The sequence below is a fragment of the Arthrobacter sp. zg-Y844 genome, assembly GCF_024385465.1.
GTDB lineage: Bacteria > Actinomycetota > Actinomycetes > Actinomycetales > Micrococcaceae > Arthrobacter_B.
Map to the genome: position 1 here is coordinate 492,524 of NZ_JANFLS010000001.1, position 22,209 is coordinate 514,732.

The window sequence follows — 22,209 nt, forward strand, 5'->3', positions numbered from 1 at the left end:
CCTCATTCAATCGGGACCGGGCAACCAATAGGCTGCAGGACGTAAGTCCGGCGCTGTTGCAATCCCAGGCAGGACTTTCCGTCACAGCTGTGGGCCGATTTCACTGGATTGTGCCTACGACCGGTGTGACGATTTCTTTGCCGGCGCTCCCCGAAAGATGAATCTGCCCGCATTAGATGCGAGCCCCAACACAACGAACCGTACGGATTGAACCGTAGGAAATAAGGGAATACCGGAGTGGGGGATGTTTTCCAGTGTACGGCATCCCGGCGCCCGGTGCGTGGTCGGAGCCGGTGAGCTTGCGCACAGGCGCTGTGCGCAGGGCTGCGCACAGGGCTAACCCGCGGCCGGCACTGCCGCCGTGGACCGCACTGCTTTGGCCGACATGGTGCGCAGGACCTTGAGTATTTCCGGTGACAGCGTGATCTCGCCGGCGCTCCGGGACGCCTGCAGCGCCGCCGCCTGATCGGCGTCGAGGCCACGGAAGACGTCGCGGACACTCACGCCATGGCTGGGTGCGGTCACCACTTCCACCGTGTCCCCCGCAGCGATGCTGCCGCGGCGGCGGACCCGCAGATAGGTGCCCACCCGGCCGGCCTCCGCGAAGCGGCGCTGCCAGTTCGGCACCTCCATCCGCCGCTGGAAGTTGCGGCACGGGGTGCGGGGGCAGGTCACCTCCAGCTCGACGTCGGCACCGATCCGCCACCGCTCGCCGATCAGGGCGGCAGTGGCGTCAATACCGTCCAGCCGCAGGTTTTCGCCGAACAGTCCGGGCGGGATCTCCCGTCCCAGTTCCCGGGCCCAGTACTCGGCGTCGTCCTGGGAATAGGCATAGATTGCCTTGGATTCGCCGCCGTGATGCTTGCGGCTGGCCTGCAGGTCTCCGGTCAGCCCCAGGGGATGGACCTTTACCGGTCCTGCCACGGCACGCTTGTCGATGGCAGTGACGCCGGTGGCGTCCTTCGTGGGCAGAAGGCCGTGCAGCAGGCATACGGCGAGCAGGGAACCGGTTCTCATGCCAGCAGTCTAGGGCTGCGGCTCCGTGGCCCGCTGCAACCCGGGCGGATTGTTTCGCCACCACTGGCGCGGGCGGCTGCCCCAATAGTCGACGTACCACCAGGCCAGCAGCCCGATGCCCCAGAAGACACCGGCGCTGGAGGCCATCAGCCACGGCTCGGGCAGCTGGGAGTCCAGGTTGGGCGCATTGAACAGTTCGCCGATGGTCTTGGGCGAGTATATGAAGATCACCAGCGAGGAGGCCAGCAGGAGGAACCCGGTGATCTTCAGTCTCCGGCGCTCCGGCTCCACATCCATCACGTTCCGGGCCAGGACAGGGATGAAGAGGGCCACCCAGACCCAGTGGTGTGACCAGGAGACGGGGGAAATCAAGAGCATCAGCAGCGCGGTGACTGCCAGTGCGGTGAAGGTCTGCCCGCGGTTGCCGGCAATGCGGATGACGACGGCGGCAGCGGCGACAGCCAGCAGTGACAGGAGAAGCCACGGAAGGTCGACGGGGAAATCCGGGCCGCCGAAGTGCAGGATCGCGCCCTTGATCGAGAGGTTGTCCACGTAGCCGGCACCGCCGATCCTCGAGGTGTCCGGCAGCAGGTCCAGCCAGTACGTGCGGGATTCCCGCGGAAGGATCAGGAAGCCCAGGGCGAAGGTTGAGAGGAAGCCGTAGGTCATGTTGCGCAGCCCGCGCCAGTCGCCCCGCGCCAGGAAGTACAGACCGAAAACCAGCGGGGTGAGTTTCAGTCCGGCCGCCACCCCGGTCAGCAGACCTGTGGGCCAGCTTTCCTTCTTGATCACGAAGTCGGCCATGATCAGTCCAAAGAGCAGGATGTTGATCTGCCCGAAGGCCTGCGTTTCGCGCCACGGGCCGAGCAGCACGATCAGCCCGGTGCCGGCGATCGCCAGCGGCCGGAGCCAAGGGTGGCTCAGTACATCCATTCCGCCCCGGCGGCGGAAGACATAGCGCACTGCCCAGACGGCGGTGGCTGCGGCAATGGCGATGGAAATGCCGGTGAAGATGTTCAGCCCCACGCTCTGGCCGAACGGCGCCAGCACGGCAAAGACCAGCGCGGCAAAAGGCGGGTAGGTGAAAAGCAGGCTGCTGTCGGCGTCGTACTGGACCGACTTCGTATACAGTTCACCGGCGGCGTCGATGACGCTCTGCCCGCCGGAAAGATAGACGCTGAAGTCGAGGCCGTGGCGCGGCGACAAGTCGAAAGCTGTCCATACGAGCAACCCGGCTAATGCCAGCGCCCCCAGGGTCGCAACGGTCCGCACAAAAGCGGATCGGTGGATCTGGCCCATTGTTCTCCCTGTAAGACTGCCGGCCGCGCGCGTGGCGCTACATAGCGTTTTTTCGTCGATCTTGACACCCGCAAGTCTACCGGGCAGCCCGCTCCTCCTCCCCCGTCCGGAGGCAGGCGATAGGCTGGCCGGACCAGATCAGTAAGCGAAAGGTCCCCATGTCCCCCGCGCTTCAAGCCATCACCAATGCCCATGTGGTTCCGGTCACCGGCAGGCCCTTCGACGGCACCGTCCTCGTCGAGGACGGACGGATCCGGGAGCTGGGTCCCGACGTCGTGGTGCCCAAAGGCGCCCAGGTGCTCGACGCCGGAGGCCAGTGGCTGCTGCCCGGGCTGGTGGATGCGCACACCCACCTCGGCGTGCACGAGGAGGGTGAAGGCTGGGCCGGCAACGATTCCAACGAGATGACGGACCCGGTGATGGCGGGCGTCCGCGCCCTGGACGCCGTCAACCCCTTTGACACAGGGTTCGACGACGCGCTGGCCGGCGGAGTGACCACGGCCAACATCAACCCCGGTTCCGGCAACCCGATCGGCGGGCAGGCAGTGGCGCTGCACACGCACGGGCGCTACCTGGAGGAAATGGTGCTGCGCGCGCCCAGCGGACTGAAGTCCGCGCTCGGAGAGAACCCGAAGCGGATCTACAGCGACAAGAAGCAGACCCCCTCCACCCGTTTGGGTACGGCGATGGTGATCCGGCAGGCCTTTATGGATGCGCAGAACTATCTGGGCAAGGCGGACCCGAACGCCCGCGACCCGCACCTTGAAGCCCTGGCCATGGTGCTGAAGCGGGAAATCCCCTGGCGGCAGCATGCCCACCGGGCGGACGACATCGGCACCGCCCTGCGGCTGGCGGACGAGTTCGGCTACGACCTGGTGCTGGACCACGGCACCGAGGCCCATCTGCTGGCCGATGTCCTGGCCGAACGCGGCGTCCCGGTGCTGATCGGGCCGCTCTTCACCACCCGCTCGAAGGTGGAGCTGCGCGGCCGCAGTATGGCCAATCCCGGGAAACTGGCTGCTGCCGGGGTGGAGATCTCCATCATCACCGACCATCCGGTGGTCCCCATCAATTTCCTGATCTACCAAGCCGCGCTCGCGGTGAAGGAGGGACTGGACCCCGACGAGGCACTGCGTGCCGTGACGATCAATCCCGCCCGGGTCCTGGGCCTCGCGGACCGCCTCGGTTCCCTGGAACCCGGCAAGGACGCGGATCTGGTCCTGTGGAGCGGCAATCCGCTGGACGTGATGCAGCGGGCGCTGAAGGTATGGATCGGCGGCCGGGAGGTCTACCGCTACGACCTTGACGCCCGCGAACAGATAGTGGCGCCCCGCTGATGGGACCGGGTTCCGGCACTCCCGCGCCGCTCACTCCCCCGCCTCGCACCCGCCCGCCCCGCATCATCCGGGCAGCGGCCGCCGCATGGCTCGCGGCAGCCGCGCTGGTGGCCACAGCGGGCGTCTCGTTCATCATTTCGGCCCGGACCCAGCATCAGGACAGCGCTGCGCTGACCCTGCTGGGGATCCTAGCCCTGGTGCTTGCTGCCCTGAGCGCCTACAGCGTGCTGCGCCTGCGGTCGGGTAAGCGCAGCGCCCGGGAAACTCTGAGCAGTATCGGTGTAATTGCCGGGTTCCCGCTGCTCTTCCGCGGCCCGGCGCTGGTAGCCGTTGGCCTGGTGCTGCTGGCCTGCACGGCGCTGCTCTGGCTGCCGCAGAGCAGCAGGTATTTCCAGCTCCGCGACCCGAAGAAGCGCAAGGGGCGCAGGGGTACGGCTTCCTAGAGCTGGCCCAGCGCCTGGTCGAGGTCCGCAATGAGGTCCTCGACATCCTCCAGGCCCACCGAAAGCCGCAGCAGGTTCTCCGGCACGGCCAGCTCGGTGCCCTTGACCGAGGCGTGGGTCATTTCCGAGGGGTAGTTCATCAGGGACTCCACCCCGCCCAGGGATTCGGCGAGCAGGAACAGCCGGGTGGATTCGGCCACTTTCCGGGCCGCTGCCTCGCCGCCCTTGAAGGACACGGAAACCATGCCGCCGAAGTCCTTCATCTGGGCCTTGGCCAGGTCATGCCCCGGGTGCTCTTCCAGCCCCGGATACAACACCTGTTCCACGGCGGGCTGCTCCTTCAGCCACTTCGCCACGGCCATGGCGCTGGCGGAATGCCGGTCCATCCGCACCGCGAGGGTCTTCAGTCCGCGGGTCGTCAGCCAGGCTTCCATCGGCGCGGACACCGCGCCGACAGCGAACTGGATGAATCCGACCTCCTCCGCCAGGGCGTCGTCGTTCAGGATGACGGCACCGCCTACCGCGTCGGAGTGCCCGCCGATGTACTTGGTGGTCGAGTGGACGACGACGTCGGCCCCCAGGGCCAGCGGCTGCTGCAGGTACGGGGACGCAAAGGTGTTGTCGACCACCAGGAGGGCGCCGGCGTCGTGCGCTGCCTGTGCCGTTGCGGCGATGTCGCTGATCTTCATCATCGGGTTCGACGGTGTTTCGAGCCAGACAATCTTCGTGTTCCCGACGGCGATGGCAGCCGCAACCGCGGCGGCGTCGGACATATCCACGGCAGCATTGGTGATTCCCCACTTGCCCAGCACCTTGTTGATCAGGCGGTAGGTTCCGCCGTAGGCATCGTTGCCCAGGACGATGTGGTCCCCGGGAGCCAGCAGCCCCCGGATGAGGGCGTCCTCCGCGGCCAGCCCGGAGCTGAAGGAGAAGGCATGCCTGCCGCCTTCCAGTGCAGCAAGCTGCTGCTGCAGCGAATCCCTGGTGGGGTTGGTTCCGCGGCCGTACTCATAGCCGTTGCGCAGGCCGCCGATGCCGTCCTGCGCGTAGGTGGTGCTCTGGTACAGGGGCGGAATGACTGCGCCAGTGGTGGGATCCGGTTCCTGCCCCGCATGGATGGCGCGCGTACTGAAGCTGCTCATGGTGTTCTCCTAGCGCCGGCAGGGACCGGCAGATCGGTGCAGGCAGCACCCCTGCGAAGGTGCGCCGGGGTTACAGGCTCAGGTACGAAAGTAGGTCGTGCCGGGTCAGCATGCCAACGGCTGCGCCATCGGACGTAACCATGACGGCGTCGTCCTCCTGCAGCTTGGAACGCGCGGCGGCCACGGTGTCCCCCGTACCCACCAGCGCCGGACGCGGCCCCATGTGCTCGCTGATCCGATCCGTCGGCTTGGCCTCGCCGCGGAAAAGCTTCTCCGTCAGCGAGCGCTCATCCACCGATCCGAGGACTTCGCCCAGGACCACCGGCGGTTCCTGCGAGAGGACAGGCAGATACGAGACGCCGTACTCGTTCAGGATCGCGATGACGTCCCGCACGGTTTCGTTTGGATGGGTGTGGACCAGTTCCGGCAGCGAGCCGTCCTTGGTAGCCAGCACATCGCGGACGGTGGCCTGCTCTCCCCCGTCCTGCAGGAAACCGTAGGAGCGCATCCACTCGTCGTTGAAAATCTTGCCCATGTATCCGCGGCCGCTGTCCGGCAGCAGGACCACGACGACGTCGTCGGGCCCCAGCGAGCGCGCAGCCTCCAGGGCGGCGGTGACGGCCATGCCGGAGGACCCGCCTACCAGCAGGCCTTCCTCCCGGGCGAGGCGGCGGGTCATGGCGAAGGAGTCCGCATCCTTCACGGCAATCACCTCGTCAGGCACGGACGGATCGTAGTTGTCCGGCCACATGTCCTCCCCCACGCCTTCCACGAAATAGGGGCGGCCCGTGCCGCCGGAATACACCGAGCCGTCCGGGTCCGCGGCAATCACGCGTACCGGCCCGGAGGCACGGTCCGCGGAGACTTCCTTCAGGTAGCGTCCAGTGCCGGTAATGGTGCCGCCCGTGCCGGCGCCTGCCACGAAGTGGGTTACCCGGCCGTCTGTATCCGCCCAGATTTCCGGTCCCGTGGATTCGAAGTGGCTGGCCGGGGCCGACGGGTTGGAGAACTGGTCCGGCTTGTACGCGCCGTCGATCTCGCGCACCAGCCGGTCGGAGACTCCGTAGTAGGAGTCGGGGCTGTCCGGAGCGACCGCCGTCGGGGTGACCACCACTTCGGCACCGTAGGCACGCAGGACGTCCCGCTTCTCCACCCCCACCTTGTCCGGGGTAACGAAGATGCACTTGTAGCCCTTCTGCTGGGCCACCAACGCCAGCCCGACACCGGTGTTGCCGCTGGTGGGCTCAACCACCGTGCCGCCGGGCAGCAGCTTCCCCTCACGCTCGGCGGTGTCGATCATCTTCACGGCAATGCGGTCCTTCACGGATCCGCCCGGATTCAGGTACTCCAGCTTCACCAGGACGGTGGCACTGATGCCTTCGGTCACGTGGTGGAGCTTCACCAAGGGAGTGTTGCCGATCAGGTCCAGGACGGTATTGGCATACTTCATGTGACCCACGGTACTTCTTCCTTCCCGCTGTGGCATGGGGGGCGGAACGCGGCGTAGCAAAAGCCACATCCGGGCAGCCGGCAGTGCGGGCAGAAGCGGGGGTGGTACGTGCAACGATAGTTGCATGTCCTTCACTGCCGCTGTTCCAGCGCTGCAGCAGGCTCCCTCCGGTCTGGTGCGCTGCTGGGAGTCCCCCGCCCCGTACTGCCTGCAGACCTCGCTGCGCATCCTGGTCCGCGGTAAGCAGGATCCGACCATCCGCCTCGGGCCGGGTGTTGCCTGGCTGGCCTTCCTCACCCCGGAAGGTCCGGCCACCCTGCACCTTCGCGAGGAACCCGTCCCGGCCCCCGGCGCACGGGTCCGCGCCCAGGCCTGGGGGCCGGGTGCCCGGTGCGCGCTGGACTCGGTACCCGCCCTGCTGGGTGAACACGACGACTGGTCCGGCTTTGACGACGACCAGTTCCTCGCGACCCTGCCCCGGATGGTCACGGAGACCCGGCGCCGGAACCTCTCCCTGCGGCTGCCGAGCACGGGCCGGATCATGGACAGCCTGATCCCGGTGGTGCTGGAGCAGAAAGTCACCGTGCTGGAGGCCTACTACGCCTGGCGCTACCTGGTGACCCGCTACGGCGTTGACGCACCCGGCCCGGCGCCGTCGGGCATGAAAGCCTCCCCTGCCCCGGAGACCTGGCGGAAGATCCCCAGCTGGGACTGGCACCGGGCACGGGTGGACCTTTCCCGTTCCACCACCATCCTGCGGGCCTGTGCGCTCGCCTCGGGGCTGGAGCGGCTGGCTGGGGATCCGCTCGGCGAGGACCTGACCGCCAAGCTTTGCTCCGTTCCGGGAATCGGGGTGTGGAGCGCTGCGGAAATCACCCAGCGGACCCACGGTGCTCCGGATTCCGTCTCCGTTGGCGACTACCATCTGGCCGCCTACGTGGGCGCGGCCCTCACCGGGAAGCGGACCGACGACGCCGGCATGCTGGAGCTGCTCGCACCCTGGCGGGGACACCGCCAGCGGGTGGTGCGGATGATCATGCTCAGCGGTTACCGCAAACCCACCTACGGACCGAAGCTCGCCCCGATGGACCACCGCCGCCGCTGAGGTATCGGCAGGGTTGCGGATCGGTTGCACGGCAATTTCCGTGGACAGTCCTATGGTGGGGGAATGGAAACCAATACCCCCATCAATCTCCGCGCCACCATGGTCCCCAACGCCGGCGAGCACATGCGCGTGAAGCTGGCCCTGGACATCGCCATTGAGCAGGTACGGACGGAACCGGGCTGCCTGCGCTACGAAATCATCGAGGACTCGGAGTCGGCAATTGTGCTGGCGGAGCAGTGGGCCTCCCGTGAGGACCTGGAGCGCCATGCCCGCGGTGCCGCCCTCCAGGACCTGCAGGAATCCCTCAGTGCCCTGCTGGCCGAACCGCTCAAGGTGGAACAGGTCTAACCCGGCGTCAGTTCGGGGCGATTGCCATCCGGTAGATGGATTCGGGTTCCGCCCCGAACCGTTTCAGCACCGCGACCACCGCTTCCTCGTGTTCCGGGTCCACTGCTGCCTGCACCCGGAACCGCTCATCGAAATCGATCAGCCGCTTTTCGCTGCGGAAAGTATCGCTCCGGATCTTCCCGGAGTAGACAGCGGTTTCGGAGAGCTCCAGGGAGCGGGCGCCGGCCATCAGAAGCGCGTCCCGCAGCCCGTCTATGCGCTCGGTGTTGACCAAGGCGCTGATGACATGGCTGGCGGCGGAGTGCCGGGCGTCGCCGCCCGGGCTTCCGTCCACCGCCGCCCGGCCCGCGGCCGTGGGCCGGGCACTGATTCCGCTGAGTGAATACGCGGACGAGTCCTGCTGGACGCGGTCCAGGTCCTCCTGCTCCGGACCCGGCTCCTTTAGCCCTATGGTCCGGGAAATGACGGCGGCAATGACCCAGCTGAGCACGAAGGAGAAGAGCACCACGGAAACGAGGGCAACACTCTGGTGCCACAGCAGCATTCCCCCGCCGCCGGAGAAGATGCCGTCATCTCCGGCCGGGTTCACTGAGCTGTCCCCGAAGAAACCCAGCAGGAAGGACCCCAGCACGCCGCCCACGAAATGGACGGCAATGACGTCCAGGGCGTCGTCGTAATGCAGGACACTCTTGAGCCGCACCGCCACCACGCACACGCAGCCCGCGATCAGTCCGATCAGCAGGGCCGCCCCGGTGCCGACATAACCGGCGCAGGGCGTGATGGTGGCCAGGCCCGCAACTGCACCGGAAATTGCTCCTACCAGCGTGCAGTGCCCTCTGGTGATCCGCTCCACGAGCAACCATGTGAGCATCGCGGCCGATCCTGCCACGTGGGTATTGATCAGTGCCTGCGCGGCAATGTCGTTGGCCTGCAGCCCGTCACCCGCGTTGAATCCGAACCACCCGAACCAGAGAATGCCGCCGCCCACCAGCATCAGCGGAAGGTTGTTGGGCGAGGTCCGCAGGTTGGGCCACCCGCGCCGCCGGCCCACCACCAGCAGCACCGCCACGGCGGCGGCACCCGCGGAGGCGTGCACCACCATGCCGCCGGCCCAGTCCTGGGCGCCAAGCTGGAACAGCCATCCCTTTGGATGCCAGAGCCAGCGCGCCACCTGCGGATAAACCAGGATGGAGAATGCGGCAAGGAAAACCACCCAGCCGGCGAACCGGAGCCTGCCGGCTGTCGCACCGGTGAGCAGTGCGGGAGTGATCACCGCGAACATCATCTGGTACGCCACGAAGGCCAGCGCCGGAATGGTCACGCCCGCCGCAACGGTGTGGAACTGCGGAGTGTCGACGTCGATAAGCGCAAAGGCGTCGAATTCGCCGAGCACGGAGTTGCCCCCGTTGCTGAAGGCCAGGGTGTACCCGACCAGGATCCAGGTCACCGAGATGATTCCGAGCGGGATGATGTTCTGCATCAGCATGGTCAGGACGTTACGGACGGGAACCATCCCGCCGTAGAAGAGTGCCAGGCCCGGGGTCATAAACAGCACCAGCCCGGCGCAGATCAGCACCCACGCGGTGTCCGCCCCGTTCATGCCCGGCTCCCCGGGGTGTCAGGTGTTCCGGTTCCTGCTTTGCCGATTGTTCCGTTGCTGCCGCACATACGATCCCCGCTTCCAACTCCGCTTTTATCAAGCCGTGGGCGTTCGAGTGGCGGAGGCCCGAAAAGCTGTGACGGGACCCCGGACCAATTGAGCGTACCGCCGGGCCCGGAGGCATCAGAAGGGTGCGGGCGCGAAGACGGGCCGGCAGGACCGATTTGGTTTCGGTCCTGCCGGCCGTGCTGCTGTTCGTCCGTCCTCCTGCTTAGCGGACGGACCGGTTGACTAGTGCGAACCCACCATCCCGTTCGGGTCGATGACGTATTTCTTCGCCACGCCCGAATCGAACTCGCGGTAGGCCTCCGGTGCCTGGTCCAGGCTGATCGGAGTGGCGCTGACCGCCTTGGCGATCTGCACCTTGTCATGCAGGATCGCCGTCATCAGTTCACGGTTGTACTTCATCACCGGACACTGCCCGGTGGTGAAGGACAGCGATTTGGCCCAGCCGGTACCCAGGTTGATGCTGAGCGAACCCTTCTGCGCCGCCTCGTCCACGCCGCCCGGATCTCCGGTCACGTACAGTCCCGGGATGCCCAGTGCCCCGCCGGCAGCCGTGACGTCCATCAGCGAGTTCAGCACAGTGGCCGGTGCCTCGCTGCTTGACCCGGCACCGTGGCCGCGGGCCTCGAACCCGACGGCGTCGACGGCGCAGTCCACTTCCGGCACCCCGAGGATCATTTGGATCTGGTCCTGCGGAGCACCCAGCGATACATCCACGGTTTCGCAGCCGAAGCTGCGCGCCTGGGCCAGCCGCTCCTCATTCAGGTCACCGACGATCACCACGGCGGCCCCCAGCAACTGTGCCGAGACTGCTGCCGCCAGGCCGACGGGCCCTGCCCCGGCGATGTAGACGGTGGAGCCGACCCCCACCCCTGCGGTGACTGCGCCGTGATAGCCGGTGGGGAAGATGTCGGAGAGCATGGTGAGGTCAAGGATCTTCTCCATGGCCTGGTCCTTGTCCGGGAACCGCAGCAGGTTCCAGTCCGCGTACGGCACCAGGGCATACTCGGCCTGGCCGCCCACCCAGCCGCCCATATCGACGTATCCGTAGGCGCTGCCGGGGCGGTCGGGGTTCACGTTCAGGCAGATGCCGGTCTTGCGTTCCTTGCAGTTGCGGCAGCGGCCGCAGGAAATGTTGAACGGCACCGAAACCAGGTCGCCCACCTTGATGAACTCCACGTCCGATCCGGTTTCCACCACTTCCCCGGTAATCTCATGGCCCAGGATCAGGTTGGGCGGCGCCGTCGTCCTCCCGCGGACCATGTGCTGGTCGGATCCGCAGATGTTGGTGGTGACCACCTTCAGGATGGCGGCGTGTGGAAGTTTGCGCCCTATGTTGGCGGGGTTAACGCCCGGCCCGTCCTTCAGTTCGAAGGTGGGGTAGTCGATGTCCTGGACTTCCACCACACCCGGTTCCAGATAGGCAATCCCTCGGTTGGAACTCATGTTGTCCTCGCTGTCGTCTCGTCGTCGTTGACGTCCGCGCTGCTCGCTCCCCCGTACGCTCCCCCATGCGCTCCCCAGGCGGTGCGCCTTATGGAAGCGAGAGTACAACGACCGCTGCGGCGACGGTAGACGTGGCGTTTTCGAATCCGCGTAGGCCGGACGGCATCCTTAACGCACTCAGGGAAGCATCCTGGAGCGGATGCTTCCCTGAAGAAAAGCGGGTGGGGCTAAGCCTGCTTGGCCTGGCCGTTTGAGCCTGCTGCTGCCTCGCGCTCCTGCGCGGCAATCTGCTCGTGCACGGCCGCCATGTCCAGGCCCTTGACTGCTTCCACCAGTTCGCTGAACTGGCTGGCATTCAGGGCTCCGGGCTGGGAGAACACCAGTACCTTTTCACGGAACGCCATGAGGGTGGGGATGGAGGTGATGCCGGCGGCAGCTGCCAGGCCCTGCTCAGCCTCGGTGTCCACCTTGGCAAAGGTAATGTCGTCGTGCTGCTGCGAAACGGATTCATACACGGGTGCAAACTGCTTGCAGGGACCGCACCAGTCCGCCCAGAAGTCCACGAAGACTATGTCATTTTCCTCGATGGTCTCGGGGAACGTTGCTTCGGTGATGTCGATAGTAGCCATGGTCCAACGCTAACCGGGGCCGGTGGCATTGTCTGTAGCTGTTCGCTGTCCGGTGAAGGCCTCTAGGCCCCGGGCAGTTTCGTCAGCCGGCGGATGACGGGCAGCGCTGCCGACAGGGCGTTCCGCTCCTCGCTGCTCAACTGTTCCAGCAGGGCCGCCATCAATGCCGTCCTGCTGCCGTTGGCTTCCTGAAGCACTTCGCCTCCCTGCGAAGTGAGAGTCACCCGGACACCGCGGGAATCATGGGGATCGGGGCTGCGCTTCAAGAGGCCCGCACCCTCGAGGCGGATGATCTGCTCCGTGGCGCTGGGGACCTTCACTCCGAGGTTCCGTGCAATCTCGCTCACCCGCATCCCCTCGCCGGCGGCCATCTTCATGATGCTGACCTGCGTGGCGCTGATGTCCGTATCCGCGTCCATGTTGCGGGCAATGTACAGTGCCAGCCGGAGGGATTCACGGAATTCCTCGGCGAGGTCGTCCAGGGCGGGATCGCTAGTCATATTTAGGGAGCCTAATATCTAGGAGTTCTGGGCGCAAGGGCCCCGGGAAAGGAAAAACCCGCCCTCACCAGTGGTGAGGACGGGTTTGTCTGTGGCAGATACTGGATTCGAACCAGTGAAGGCGTTGCCAGCTGATTTACAGTCAGCCCCCTTTGGCCGCTCGGGTAATCTGCCGAGTGTCTTCAAGTGAAGACCTTGTCCGCAGCAGCTGCGGACAAGACAACTTTACCGAAGATTCTCCGAAGTTACGAATCGAGCCCCAAACCGGGTCCTGCCGGACCGTTTCCGGCCGCTGCCGGCAGGGGCCGCGGGACCTCCTCCGGCCCCTGCCGGGCGCCCTACAGCCCCCGTGAGATCCGGTCTTCGAGCTGCGCGTAGAACCGGTCGGCCTGGTCCTGGGTCACCGATCCCCAGGCCACGGCGTTCCCCAGGTCGGCGCGGATGCCTGCCAGACGTTCCTGGCTTCCGCACTCGGTGCCTTCTGCCTGCGTCGCACATTCCAGAGCGGACAAGACCGGAGGCGGGACCAGTGCGGCCCTCGCCGGGGCGGCACCAATGGCACCAAGCCCTGCGGCGGACGCTGCAGCCAGGAAGGAACCGGCCGCCATGGTGCGGATCCGGACAGCTGCGGGACGGCGGAAGGATGGACGGGAGACGGCACCGGAATTGTTTTCCACCCCCTGACCCTTCCCCGCCCCGATGGGACGACGCCGGGTGTTTGCTGTGTACCGGCTGGGAGCGGGGCGCCATCACGGCTCGGACCTACTACGCTAAGTACCAGGAAAAGTCACCAACTTAGAGGAGCCCGAAATGGCCAGCGAGTCCACGTTCGACGTCGTCAGCAAGATCGATAAGCAGGAAGTGGCCAACGCGCTGAACCAGGCGCAGAAGGAAATCGTCCAGCGCTACGACTTCAAGGGCGTCGGCGCCGAGGTGGACTTCAGCGGCGAGAAGATCCTGATGAAGGCCAACTCGGAAGACCGGGTGAAGGCCGTACTCGATGTGCTGCAGTCCAAGCTGGTCAAGCGCGGCATCTCCCTGAAGTCCCTGGATGCCGGCGAGCCGTACGCTTCCGGCAAGGAATACCGGATTGAAGCCTCCATGAAGGAGGGCATCGCCCAGGACCAGGCCAAGAAGATCAACAAGCTGATCCGCGACGAAGGCCCCAAGGGAGTCAAGTCCCAGATCCAGGGCGACGAACTGCGGGTGAGCTCCAAGTCCCGCGATGACCTGCAGGCCACCATGGCCCTGCTCAAGGGCGCAGACCTCGAGGTCGACCTGCAGTTCATCAACTTCCGCTAGGCCTCTCCGGAGCACTTGCGACGGCGCCTCCCCCGCAGCGGGGACGGCGCCGTCTGTGTTTTAAGGCTTCAAGCAGCACGTCGTCCTAGAGCGCGACGTCGTCGGCAGCGGGGCCGTCGTCGCCGTAGTCTTCCAGTTCTTCCCCGCCTACGGGTTCACCCATCCAGGTCAGCAGCTCCCAGGGACCGAGGCTGCCGTCGGGCAGCTCTCCCGCTTCGAGCACGGCAATGCCGGTGTTGCTCAGGGCGTTCGCGACAATAAAGTCCGCTCCCACGTTTTCGGCGCGGGCCGTGGCCCAGGCCCGGATGATCGCCCCGTGGCTGAAGATCACCGGGGACTTCAACCCCTCGGCGGCCAGCTCCTCGACCACGGCGTCAAAGCGGCCCAGCGTCTCGGCTCCGTCCGGGCCGCCGGGCATCCGGACGGCTGTGTCACCGGAGACCCAGCGGTAAACGGTCTTCAGATAGGTAATAATCGCGTCCCGGTCATTGCGCATTTCCAAGTCGCCGGCGAAGACCTCCCGCAGCCCGTCGCGGATCTGGACCGGCAGGCCCAGGGCGGCGGCCAGGGGCGCGGCGGTGAGCTGGGTGCGGACCAGGTTGGAGGCAAAGACCCCGTCGATGGGTTCGTGGCCCAGGGCTTCGGGCAGCGCCGCCGCCTGTTGCCTCCCCAGCTCCGTCAGTCCCGGTCCGGGGACTGCGGTGTCGAGGAAATGCTCCACATTGGAGGGGGTCTGACCGTGGCGGACAAGTATCAGTCGCATGCTCGAAGCCTACTTCGTCAGCAGGAGACGGATCAGCACGGCGTCAGGCGCCCAGGGTGCGCCCGGCCATGCGTTCCAGCCGCTGGATGCGGTCCGCCATGGGCGGGTGGGTGGCCAGCAGGCCGCGCACGCCGGCACGGAACGGGTTGGCGATCATCAGGTGCGAGGTGTTCACCAGCTTCTGGTCATTGCTCGGCAGCGGTGCACGCTGGGTTCCGCTCTCCAGCTTGCGCAGGGCCGAAGCGAGTGCCAGCGGATCGTTGGTGAGCTTCGCGCCGTCTTCGTCGGCGTCGTACTCGCGGGTCCTGCCGATAGCCATCTGGATCAGCGACGCGGCCATCGGCGCCAGGACGGCCATGGCAATCATGGCCAGCGGGTTGGCATTGCGCCGGTCCCCGCCCCCGAAGAACAGCAGGAACTGTCCCAGCGAGGTGATGACGCCGGCAATGGCAGCCGCCACCGAGGAGGTGAGGATATCCCGGTTGTAGACGTGCATCAGCTCGTGGCCGAGCACGCCTCGCAGTTCACGCTCGTTCAGCAGCGCCAGGATGCCCTGTGTGCAGCACACCGCAGCGTGCTGCGGGTTCCGGCCGGTGGCGAAGGCGTTGGGTGCCATGGTGGGCGAAATGTAGAGCCGCGGCATGGGCTCCCCGGCCTGCAGCGAAAGCTCGCGGACAATCCGGTACATTTCCGGAGCCTGCGCCTCGGTGACGGGCACGGCACGCATTGCCCGGATGGCGAGCTTGTCACTGTTCCAGTAGCTGTACGCAGTGGTGGCCAGGCCGATAAAGAGGAAGACCCAGATGAACGTCGGGCTTCCGGTTCCGCTTGAAAGCAGGGCCCCGATTCCCAGCAGCACGGCGAAAAGCACGCCGAACAGGGCTGCCGTCTTGAGGCCGTTGAAATGTCGGTGCACGGGTACATGGTCCTTTCACGCAGGCCGTTTCGGGCCGCACTCTCGGTTTTATCCATATACTTCAACGTTTAACCGGGGCGGGCTGTTCCTGCTCCTGCTCCTGCTCCTGCTCCGACGAGCGGTTCAGGGCTCCGGATGCCGTGCATCGTACCGGGCAAACCGGGGCTGGGTGCGGGCCAGCACCGCCACCAGGGCCAGGCAGATCAGTCCGCCCAGCACTGCCGCCCAGCCCTCCCCGACCAGGGAGGCATCCACGCCCGCCACCAGGTCCCCCAGCCGCGGTCCGCCGGCCACTACCACCACGAACACACCCTGCAGCCGGCCGCGCATGGCGTCGGGGGTGGCGGACTGCAGGATGGTGGACCGGAAGACACCGCTGATGGAATCGGCTATCCCGGCGCAGGCCATCGCGAGCGCCGCGGGAAGAAGCCACCGGGAGGGGACCGCGCCGTCGTTGTGTCCGGCCAGCACCACCACCACGCCGAACGCCGTCACCGACAGCCCCCAGGCCGCTACGGACCAGAGCACCGCCAGGCCCTGCCGGCGCACCAGCCCGAGCGGCCCGGAAAACAGGCCGGCGAGGAAGGCACCCACGGCGGTAGCTGCCAGCAACACCCCCACGGTGGCGGCGCCGCCGCCGAGCATCAGCGCTCCGATGGCCGGGAGCAGTGCACGGGGCTGGGCTAAGACCATGGCGCACAGGTCCACCACGAAGGTCATGCGGATATTGGGGCGGGTGCCCAGGAACCGGAACCCCTCCAGCACGGAGCCCAGCCCGGCCTTCTGCACCTTGCCCACCGGCGGCATGGGCGCCAGCCGGTACAGCGCCCACATGGCGGCAGTGAAGGTAACGACGTCGATGGTGTAGGTCCAGCCGTAGCCCACCCGGGCCACCAGCACTCCCGCCAGCAGCGGTCCCGCGGTCATGGCCAGGCCGAAGGTCATCATGCTCAGCGCATTGGCGGCAGGCAGCAGCTCTGGGCGGACCAGGCGGGGAATGATGGCGCTGCGGGCCGGGTGGTTCAGCCCGCCGGCACCTGCGTTGACGGCCACGAGGAAGTACAGCAGCCAGACGTTGCCGACTCCGGCCCAGGCCTGGGCGGCTATCCCGATGGTGCTGAGCCAGAGGAGTCCCGACGAGAACAGCGCGACCTTGCGCCGGTCATACGCGTCCACCACCGATCCGCCGTACAGTCCGGCCAGGACCAGGGGCACCAGGCCCACCAGTCCAAGCAGACCGACATTGAAGCTCGACGACGTCAGTTCGTAGACCTCCAGGCTCACCGCCACGAGGGTGAGCTGGGTGCCGACGGCGGAGAGCGCCGTTCCGGTCCAGAGCCGGCGGAATTCGGGGCTTTCACGCAGCGGGGTAAGGTCAGCGAGCAGTCTTGGCACCAGAGCAGTCTAGGGTCCTGCCGGGCCGGTTCCGGCGCACCACGCGCGCACGGTAATAGAAAGCATGCTTAGGATGGGACGGAACCGCTTGCCCCGCACCCTGCCGAAGGAGTAGCCACCGTGTTTACCCGCAACGTAGCCGATGGAATCCACCGCATTGAGCATGCCCATGTGAATGTCTACCTGGTCGAGGACGACGACGGCATCGCAGTGATCGACGCGGGCCTGCCGGGGATGTGGCCGCACCTGACCGGCGCGCTCGACGAACTGGGCTACGGTGCCGGCGATGTCCGGGCCCTGGTGCTGACGCATGCGCATTTCGACCACGTGGGCACTGCGGCACGGCTTCGGCAGGAGTACCGCACACCGATCCTGGTGCACGACGCCGACCGGTACATTGCCGCACATCCCTACCGCTACCGGCACGAGACCAACCGGTTCCTGTATCCGCTGCGCTATCCCAAGTCGGTTCCCGTCCTGGGTGCGATGACCCTCGCCGGAGCGCTGAACGTGCGCGGCGTGACCGACGTGCACAGCCTGGCCCCGGATTCCGGCGACGCCCTGCCGGGCAAGCCCCGGATCCTGCACACGCCCGGGCATACCTCCGGGCACGTGGCACTGCATTATCCGGACCGCGGCACCCTGATCAGCGGGGACTCGCTGGTCACCCTGGACCCCTACACCGGTGCGAAGGGCCCGCAGATCGTTTCGGGAGCGGCCACCGCGGACAGCGCCCAGGCACTCGCTTCCCTCTCACTGCTGGCCGAGACCAATGCTCCCCTGCTGCTCACCGGGCACGGAGAGCCGTGGCGGGACGGCTCGGCGGCGGCTGTGGAGCAGGCCCTGGCCCGCGGCGCGTCCTAGCCTCCCTTTACCGCTCGGCTGCAGCCAGGTCCTGTTCCAGGACCTCCAGCAGCCGGGAATCCCCGATGGGCCGGAAATGCCCCATGGTTTCCAGCTGGATGTTCCGCGCACCGGCCAGGTGGCTCCCGGCCGGGATGTGCGGATCGAAGCTGCTGTACACAGAAGTGATCCGTGCGTTGACGTCCACACTGCGCAGGAGCTTCTGCAGGAACGGGTCCCGCGGGGCAAAGGCCCGGATCGAGGCCAGGGGAAACAGGTTGGCGTAGACGGAGCCCGAGAAAGGTGTGTTGACGGCAATCATCCGCTCCACCCGGGACCCGCCGTCCGGCAGGGTCATCAGGTGCTTGCCGATCAGGCCGCCCTTGCTGTGCGCCAGTACCAGCACGCCCGTCAGGTTCCGTTCCACCAGATAGCGTTCCACCAGCACGGCCATGTCCTCGATGGCTCCGCGGTTGTAGCCCAGCGGGGCCACGGTATGCACGGGATGTCCCCGCTCATACAGGTAGTCCGCCAGCGGCCGCATAAACTGCCAGTTTTCAAAGACACCGGGAATCAGCACTACCGGTGCCCGTACCTCACCCTCCGGATGCAGGTACGCCGACGGGTCCCGGCGGAAGATAAAACCGTGCACCTGCCAGTAGGCCACGTAGGCATAGTCCGAGGCCCAGCCCCGTGCCTGGCGCGCCCACCGGAAGATCCGCCCCTGCCGGCGCGGACGGAATCCAGGGCGGAAGGATGTCACTGTACGGCGGCCGCCGTGCGCATCAGCTCGGCGGTTTCTTTCGGACGGGTGTACATCATCACGTGCGGCTGGCCGGGGATTTCCGCCGTCACGGCACCCGGCCGGGCAAGGGCCAGCCGGGCCAGCCAGTCGGCGCGCACCACGGGATCCTTCCCGCCGCGCACCAGCAGGACCGGAGGCTTTACCTCGCGGATCCGCTCCTCGAGGCGGTGGTGGATCATCACGGGCAGCGTCGAGAGATACCAGCGCGGCCCGGCACGCAGGTAGTCGGTGACCAGAATGAAGTTGACGGCCGGTGGTTCCACCAGGCAGTCCTGCATCAGCCGCAGGGCCTGCAGCGGGGCGAAGCGCTCGGCGTCGTTAATGGTCGGCCCCAGCAGGACCACCGAGGACGCCGCGTCCGGGGCGGCGAGCGCCATTTCCACCACCACCTGGCAGCCCATGGAATGGCCCACCCACTGGGCGCCCCGGATGCCGGCGGCATCGAGCGCCTCGGCGGCGATGCGCCCGAAGTCTTCCATCTGCAGCTGCCTGCGCGGCTTCGGGGTGGATCCGAAGCCGGGCAGCTCGAGCGTATGGACGATGGATGTGCGCGCCAGTTCCCAGATCAGCGGGCGGTAGTACCGCTCCGAGGCACCGATCCCGTGCACCAGGACCACCTCGCTGCGGGTCTCGTGCCAGTCGGGTGTCCCGGCGTCGTCAAAGCGGCGGTAGGTGCGGATGTCCACCTGTGTGTCCCCTACCGTCACGCGCTGGAATCCCGTTCGAGCTTCTGCTGCAGGCACTGTGCCTCTGCTTCCTGTTCCGTCGAGACGCTTGTCGGGACGCTTTATGGCCAGCGTACCGGGACCGGACCAGGTTAGGCGATCCTTATTATGAATAACTCAGAATAAGGATAGGATGTTGGACATGAACGGAAACGCAGCTGCAGAGGAAACCACCGCCAGGTGGTCCGATGAGCTGCGCGCCCACGGCCGTCGGGTGACCAAGCAGCGCCTCGCCGTACTCCGTGCCGTTGACTCCGCACCGCACTCGGTGGCGGACGACGTCGCGGCCGGCGTGCGCCGGGAACTCCCGGATATTTCCCTGCAGTCCGTCTATGTGATCCTGGCCGACCTCACCGAAACAGGCCTGCTGCGGAAAATCGAAACCCCCGATTCTCCGGCCCGGTACGAGACCCGCGTGAATGACAACCACCACCACGCCATCTGCATTGAATGCGGACGGATCGAGGACGTGGACTGCGCCGTCGGCCACGCTCCCTGCCTCACCCCCGGAAACACACACGGTATGACCATCCAGATTGCGGATGTGCTCTACCGCGGGATCTGCACCGACTGCGCCGCCGCAGCCTCGTAGCCCGCCCCAAGCCTTTCCTCCCTTTTGTCAGCACCAGAGAAAGAACAAGTATGTCCAACTTCACCACCACGCAGACCGGCACCCCGGTTGCCAGCGACGCACACTCGCTGAGCACCGGCGCCGACGGCGCCATTGCCCTTCACGACCGTTACCTGGTCGAGAAGCTGGCACAGTTCAACCGGGAGCGCATTCCGGAGCGCATCGTGCACGCCAAGGGCGGCGGCGCATTCGGTGAGTTCGTTGTCACCGAAGATGTCTCCAAGTACACGCGTGCCGCTGTCTTCCAGCCGGGCACCGTCACCGAAACCGTCCAGCGGTTCTCCTCAGTTGCCGGTGAAATGGGTTCGCCCGACACCTGGCGCGACGTGCGCGGCTTCGCCCTGCGTTTCTACAGCAGCGAGGGCAACTACGACATCGTCGGCAACAACACTCCGGTGTTCTTCATCCGCGACGGCATCAAGTTCCCGGACTTCATCCACTCGCAGAAGCGCCTTCCGGGTTCCGGCCTGCGCGACGCGGACATGCAGTGGGACTTCTGGACCAACTCCCCCGAGTCCGCCCACCAGGTCACGTACCTCATGGGCGACCGCGGGCTTCCGACGTCGTGGCGCGAAATGCCCGGCTTCGGCTCGCACACCTACCAGTGGATCAATGCCGCCGGCGAGCGCTTCTGGGTGAAGTACCACTTCACGTCCAACCAGGGCAACCATGAAATCACCGGTGCCGAGGCTGAGAAGATTGCCGGCGCCGACGCCGACTACTACCGCCGCGACCTGTACGAGGCCATCGAGGCCGGCAACTTCCCGTCCTGGGACCTGCACGTGCAGGTTATGCCGTACGAAGATGCCAAGACGTACCGGTTCAACCCGTTCGACCTGACCAAGGTCTGGCCGCACGCGGACTACCCGCTGATCAAGGTGGGTACCCACACCCTGAACCGCAACCCGGAAAACTTCTTCGCGCAGATCGAACAGGTTGCCCTGTCTCCCGCGAACCTGGTTCCCGGCATCGACGCCAGCCCGGACAAGATGCTGATGGCCCGCATCTTCTCCTACCCGGACGCCCAGCGTTACCGCATCGGCGCCAACTACAACCAGCTGCCGGTCAATGCACCCAAGGCTCCGGTTAACAACTACTCGCAGGACGGCGCCATGCGCTTCTCCTACAATTCCCCGCAGACTCCGGTCTACGCACCGAACACGCTGGGCGGCCCCGCGGCCGATGCAGCGCTGGCCGGTTCGGGCAGCTGGGAGAACGACGGCGCCCTGGTGCGTGCCGCCGCGACCCTGCACTCCGAGGACAGCGACTTCGTCCAGGCCGGTACCCTGTACCGCGAGGTTTACGACGACGCCGCCAAGCAGCGTTTCCTGGAAACCATCACCGGCGCCATCTCCGGCGTGAAGCGTCCGCACATCCGCGAAGCTGCGATCCAGTACTGGACCAACGTTGACGCGACCCTGGGCGAGAAGCTGCGCCTTTCCCTGGCACAGGGCGAAACCACGGCCAACGAAAAGGCCGAGTTCGTGGGCGTTGCTGAGTAATTCCAGCACCCGCTAAACCAGCAGCGGCCGGTCCCTTCGGGGGCCGGCCGCTGCTGTATGTCCTGCCTCCTAGTCCTGCCTCCTACCGGGTAGGCCAGTACCAGATGATCAGCAGCGTCACCAGGAAACCGGTGAGGAAGTTCAGCTTCAGGAACCGTTTCCAGCCGGCATTCGCCGCACCGGACCCGGCATCGGTGATCCGCAGGAACGGCACCAGGTTGAGGATGTAGGGCAGGGCCAGCAGCCCGCCCAGCATCGCCGGCCAGGGAGTCAGCAGCATCAGCAGGCCGGCGGCGAGATACGCAGCGGCGGCAAGCCATACCACCGGCCGCGCCCCCAGCACCGTGGCAATGGATCCGATCCCCCCTTCCCGGTCCGGCACCACGTCCTGCACCGCACCGAAGGCCTGGCTGGCCATGCCCCAGAGGAAGAACGCCCCCAGGACTGCCCAGAGCCCCGGAGTGAACACCGCGCCGGCAAGGACCAGCCCGTACACTGCAGGGCTGACAAAGTGGGTGCTCGAGGTCATGGAATCCAGGAAGGGGCGTTCCTTGAACCGCAGTCCGGGTGCGCTGTACGCAATCACTGCAAAGACGCTGACTGCCATCACCAGCCAGGACAGCGGGCTTCCCAGCAGGATCAAGGCCCCGAGGAACGGCACGTTGGTGATGGCCGCTGCCCACAACGTGATGCGGTGGAAACCGCGGTCCAGGACGGCGCCTTCCACTCCCCCCTTGCGCGGATTGTGCAGGTCCGACTCGTAGTCGAAGACGTCATTGATGCCGTACATCGCCAGGTTGTAGGGAACCAGGAAGTACAGCGTACCGATGACCCAGGTCAGGTCTATCTGCCCGGTGGTGAGCAGATAGGCGGCGGCAAACGGATACGCAGTGTTCACCCAGGAGAGCGGCCGCGAAGACACCAGCAGCATCCGCAGGGTTCCCG

23 protein-coding genes and 1 tRNA gene are annotated in these 22,209 nt (G+C 66.3%); 8 read left to right on the forward strand and 16 right to left on the reverse strand.

What is annotated here, in order from left to right:
• Positions 1-336: 336 nt before the first annotated feature.
• Together NNX35_RS02285 and NNX35_RS02290 are read right to left on the reverse strand one after the other, a co-directional pair.
• The gene (locus NNX35_RS02285; RefSeq protein WP_255764924.1) at positions 337-1,017 is read right to left on the reverse strand and encodes an MOSC domain-containing protein; all 681 of its coding nucleotides are present in this window, start codon (positions 1,015-1,017) and stop codon (positions 337-339) included.
• A gap of 9 nt (positions 1,018-1,026) precedes the next feature.
• Positions 1,027-2,316 carry a glycosyltransferase 87 family protein gene (locus NNX35_RS02290; protein WP_255866853.1) on the reverse strand — a complete coding sequence of 430 codons (1,290 nt, stop codon included), beginning with the start codon at positions 2,314-2,316 and terminating at the stop codon, positions 1,027-1,029.
• 158 nt (positions 2,317-2,474) lie between these two features.
• On the opposite strand from NNX35_RS02290, the gene NNX35_RS02295 reads away from it, so the two are divergent.
• Both NNX35_RS02295 and NNX35_RS02300 read left to right on the forward strand, forming a co-directional pair.
• Positions 2,475-3,653, forward strand: a complete 1,179-nt coding sequence (locus tag NNX35_RS02295; protein ID WP_255866854.1) for an amidohydrolase — start codon at positions 2,475-2,477, stop codon at positions 3,651-3,653.
• Positions 3,653-4,096 carry a hypothetical protein gene (locus NNX35_RS02300; protein ID WP_255866855.1) on the forward strand — a complete coding sequence of 148 codons (444 nt, stop codon included), beginning with the start codon at positions 3,653-3,655 and terminating at the stop codon, positions 4,094-4,096. Before NNX35_RS02295 ends, NNX35_RS02300 begins: the two co-directional genes overlap by 1 nt.
• Here the strand turns inward: NNX35_RS02300 and NNX35_RS02305 are convergent.
• Both NNX35_RS02305 and NNX35_RS02310 read right to left on the reverse strand, forming a co-directional pair.
• Entirely contained in the window at positions 4,093-5,238 is a 1,146-nt protein-coding gene (locus NNX35_RS02305) for a cystathionine gamma-synthase (RefSeq protein WP_255866856.1), read from the reverse strand. The two genes, NNX35_RS02300 and NNX35_RS02305, sit on opposite strands and share 4 nt — an antisense overlap.
• Before the next feature lie 70 nt (positions 5,239-5,308).
• A complete protein-coding gene (locus tag NNX35_RS02310; protein ID WP_255866858.1) occupies positions 5,309-6,688 on the reverse strand; it encodes a cystathionine beta-synthase in 1,380 nt (459 codons plus the stop codon).
• Between the two features lie 124 nt (positions 6,689-6,812).
• Here NNX35_RS02310 and NNX35_RS02315 point away from each other — a divergent pair, with 124 nt between their 5' ends.
• Positions 6,813-7,793 carry a DNA-3-methyladenine glycosylase gene (locus NNX35_RS02315; RefSeq protein WP_255866859.1) on the forward strand — a complete coding sequence of 327 codons (981 nt, stop codon included), beginning with the start codon at positions 6,813-6,815 and terminating at the stop codon, positions 7,791-7,793.
• 63 nt (positions 7,794-7,856) lie between these two features.
• Positions 7,857-8,141 (forward strand): putative quinol monooxygenase, encoded by a 285-nt coding sequence (locus NNX35_RS02320; protein WP_255866860.1) that lies wholly within the window; start codon positions 7,857-7,859, stop codon positions 8,139-8,141.
• Between the two features lie 7 nt (positions 8,142-8,148).
• On the opposite strand, the gene NNX35_RS02325 is transcribed toward NNX35_RS02320, so the two are convergent.
• The 6 genes from NNX35_RS02325 to NNX35_RS02350 all read right to left on the reverse strand — a co-directional run bounded on the left by NNX35_RS02325 (position 8,149) and on the right by NNX35_RS02350 (position 13,059).
• Positions 8,149-9,741: an ammonium transporter gene (locus NNX35_RS02325; RefSeq protein ID WP_255866861.1), complete on the reverse strand. Its 1,593-nt coding sequence runs from the start codon at positions 9,739-9,741 to the stop codon at positions 8,149-8,151.
• Between the two features lie 291 nt (positions 9,742-10,032).
• A complete protein-coding gene (gene fdhA, locus NNX35_RS02330) occupies positions 10,033-11,253 on the reverse strand; it encodes a formaldehyde dehydrogenase, glutathione-independent (protein ID WP_255866862.1) in 1,221 nt (406 codons plus the stop codon).
• 227 nt (positions 11,254-11,480) lie between these two features.
• Positions 11,481-11,882 (reverse strand): thioredoxin, encoded by a 402-nt coding sequence (gene trxA, locus NNX35_RS02335; protein WP_227918870.1) that lies wholly within the window; start codon positions 11,880-11,882, stop codon positions 11,481-11,483.
• A gap of 62 nt (positions 11,883-11,944) precedes the next feature.
• On the reverse strand, positions 11,945-12,382 hold the full coding sequence (locus NNX35_RS02340) for a MarR family winged helix-turn-helix transcriptional regulator (protein WP_255866863.1): 438 nt from the start codon (positions 12,380-12,382) through the stop codon (positions 11,945-11,947).
• 92 nt (positions 12,383-12,474) lie between these two features.
• Positions 12,475-12,556, reverse strand: a tRNA-Tyr gene (locus tag NNX35_RS02345).
• Positions 12,557-12,720: 164 nt separating this feature from the next.
• The gene (locus tag NNX35_RS02350; protein ID WP_255866864.1) at positions 12,721-13,059 is read right to left on the reverse strand and encodes a hypothetical protein; all 339 of its coding nucleotides are present in this window, start codon (positions 13,057-13,059) and stop codon (positions 12,721-12,723) included.
• Between the two features lie 133 nt (positions 13,060-13,192).
• Here NNX35_RS02350 and NNX35_RS02355 point away from each other — a divergent pair, with 133 nt between their 5' ends.
• Positions 13,193-13,684, forward strand: a complete 492-nt coding sequence (locus NNX35_RS02355; RefSeq protein ID WP_227933012.1) for a YajQ family cyclic di-GMP-binding protein — start codon at positions 13,193-13,195, stop codon at positions 13,682-13,684.
• A gap of 85 nt (positions 13,685-13,769) precedes the next feature.
• Here the strand turns inward: NNX35_RS02355 and NNX35_RS02360 are convergent, their stop codons facing one another.
• From NNX35_RS02360 to NNX35_RS02370, 3 genes are all read right to left on the reverse strand, one after another.
• On the reverse strand, positions 13,770-14,447 hold the full coding sequence (locus tag NNX35_RS02360) for a histidine phosphatase family protein (RefSeq protein WP_255866865.1): 678 nt from the start codon (positions 14,445-14,447) through the stop codon (positions 13,770-13,772).
• Positions 14,448-14,490: 43 nt separating this feature from the next.
• Entirely contained in the window at positions 14,491-15,363 is an 873-nt protein-coding gene (gene htpX, locus NNX35_RS02365; RefSeq protein WP_255764938.1) for a zinc metalloprotease HtpX, read from the reverse strand.
• Positions 15,364-15,486: 123 nt separating this feature from the next.
• Positions 15,487-16,758: an MFS transporter gene (locus NNX35_RS02370; protein ID WP_255866866.1), complete on the reverse strand. Its 1,272-nt coding sequence runs from the start codon at positions 16,756-16,758 to the stop codon at positions 15,487-15,489.
• A gap of 120 nt (positions 16,759-16,878) precedes the next feature.
• Between NNX35_RS02370 and NNX35_RS02375 the strand changes: the two genes are divergently transcribed.
• On the forward strand, positions 16,879-17,622 hold the full coding sequence (locus NNX35_RS02375; RefSeq protein ID WP_255866867.1) for an MBL fold metallo-hydrolase: 744 nt from the start codon (positions 16,879-16,881) through the stop codon (positions 17,620-17,622).
• Between the two features lie 7 nt (positions 17,623-17,629).
• On the opposite strand, the gene NNX35_RS02380 is transcribed toward NNX35_RS02375, so the two are convergent.
• A complete protein-coding gene (locus NNX35_RS02380) occupies positions 17,630-18,364 on the reverse strand; it encodes a triacylglycerol lipase (RefSeq protein ID WP_255862616.1) in 735 nt (244 codons plus the stop codon).
• Positions 18,361-19,149 carry an alpha/beta fold hydrolase gene (locus NNX35_RS02385; protein WP_255866868.1) on the reverse strand — a complete coding sequence of 263 codons (789 nt, stop codon included), beginning with the start codon at positions 19,147-19,149 and terminating at the stop codon, positions 18,361-18,363. Before NNX35_RS02385 ends, NNX35_RS02380 begins: the two co-directional genes overlap by 4 nt.
• Before the next feature lie 124 nt (positions 19,150-19,273).
• Here NNX35_RS02385 and NNX35_RS02390 point away from each other — a divergent pair, with 124 nt between their 5' ends.
• Positions 19,274-19,723 carry a Fur family transcriptional regulator gene (locus NNX35_RS02390; RefSeq protein WP_255862614.1) on the forward strand — a complete coding sequence of 150 codons (450 nt, stop codon included), beginning with the start codon at positions 19,274-19,276 and terminating at the stop codon, positions 19,721-19,723.
• Between the two features lie 50 nt (positions 19,724-19,773).
• Complete coding sequence (locus tag NNX35_RS02395; protein WP_255764945.1) at positions 19,774-21,264, forward strand: catalase; 1,491 nt, start codon at positions 19,774-19,776, stop codon at positions 21,262-21,264.
• Between the two features lie 82 nt (positions 21,265-21,346).
• Here NNX35_RS02395 and NNX35_RS02400 read toward each other — a convergent pair whose 3' ends face one another.
• Positions 21,347-22,195 carry a prenyltransferase gene (locus NNX35_RS02400; RefSeq protein WP_255867299.1) on the reverse strand — a complete coding sequence of 283 codons (849 nt, stop codon included), beginning with the start codon at positions 22,193-22,195 and terminating at the stop codon, positions 21,347-21,349.
• Between the last annotated feature and the right edge of the window lie 14 nt (positions 22,196-22,209).

Coding starts and splice junctions, on each gene's coding strand:
- NNX35_RS02300 (WP_255866855.1), top strand. CDS start 3,653: ATGGGACCGGGTTCCGGCACTCCCGCGCCGCTCACTCCCCCGCCTCGC.
- NNX35_RS02305 (WP_255866856.1), bottom strand. CDS start 5,238: ATGAGCAGCTTCAGTACGCGCGCCATCCATGCGGGGCAGGAACCGGAT.
- trxA (WP_227918870.1), bottom strand. CDS start 11,882: ATGGCTACTATCGACATCACCGAAGCAACGTTCCCCGAGACCATCGAG.
- fdhA (WP_255866862.1), bottom strand. CDS start 11,253: ATGAGTTCCAACCGAGGGATTGCCTATCTGGAACCGGGTGTGGTGGAA.
- NNX35_RS02360 (WP_255866865.1), bottom strand. CDS start 14,447: ATGCGACTGATACTTGTCCGCCACGGTCAGACCCCCTCCAATGTGGAG.
- NNX35_RS02355 (WP_227933012.1), top strand. CDS start 13,193: ATGGCCAGCGAGTCCACGTTCGACGTCGTCAGCAAGATCGATAAGCAG.
- NNX35_RS02290 (WP_255866853.1), bottom strand. CDS start 2,316: ATGGGCCAGATCCACCGATCCGCTTTTGTGCGGACCGTTGCGACCCTG.
- NNX35_RS02340 (WP_255866863.1), bottom strand. CDS start 12,382: ATGACTAGCGATCCCGCCCTGGACGACCTCGCCGAGGAATTCCGTGAA.
- NNX35_RS02320 (WP_255866860.1), top strand. CDS start 7,857: ATGGAAACCAATACCCCCATCAATCTCCGCGCCACCATGGTCCCCAAC.
- NNX35_RS02295 (WP_255866854.1), top strand. CDS start 2,475: ATGTCCCCCGCGCTTCAAGCCATCACCAATGCCCATGTGGTTCCGGTC.
- NNX35_RS02285 (WP_255764924.1), bottom strand. CDS start 1,017: ATGAGAACCGGTTCCCTGCTCGCCGTATGCCTGCTGCACGGCCTTCTG.
- NNX35_RS02325 (WP_255866861.1), bottom strand. CDS start 9,741: ATGAACGGGGCGGACACCGCGTGGGTGCTGATCTGCGCCGGGCTGGTG.
- NNX35_RS02395 (WP_255764945.1), top strand. CDS start 19,774: ATGTCCAACTTCACCACCACGCAGACCGGCACCCCGGTTGCCAGCGAC.
- NNX35_RS02315 (WP_255866859.1), top strand. CDS start 6,813: ATGTCCTTCACTGCCGCTGTTCCAGCGCTGCAGCAGGCTCCCTCCGGT.
- NNX35_RS02400 (WP_255867299.1), bottom strand. CDS start 22,195: ATGCTGCTGGTGTCTTCGCGGCCGCTCTCCTGGGTGAACACTGCGTAT.
- NNX35_RS02310 (WP_255866858.1), bottom strand. CDS start 6,688: ATGAAGTATGCCAATACCGTCCTGGACCTGATCGGCAACACTCCCTTG.
- NNX35_RS02390 (WP_255862614.1), top strand. CDS start 19,274: ATGAACGGAAACGCAGCTGCAGAGGAAACCACCGCCAGGTGGTCCGAT.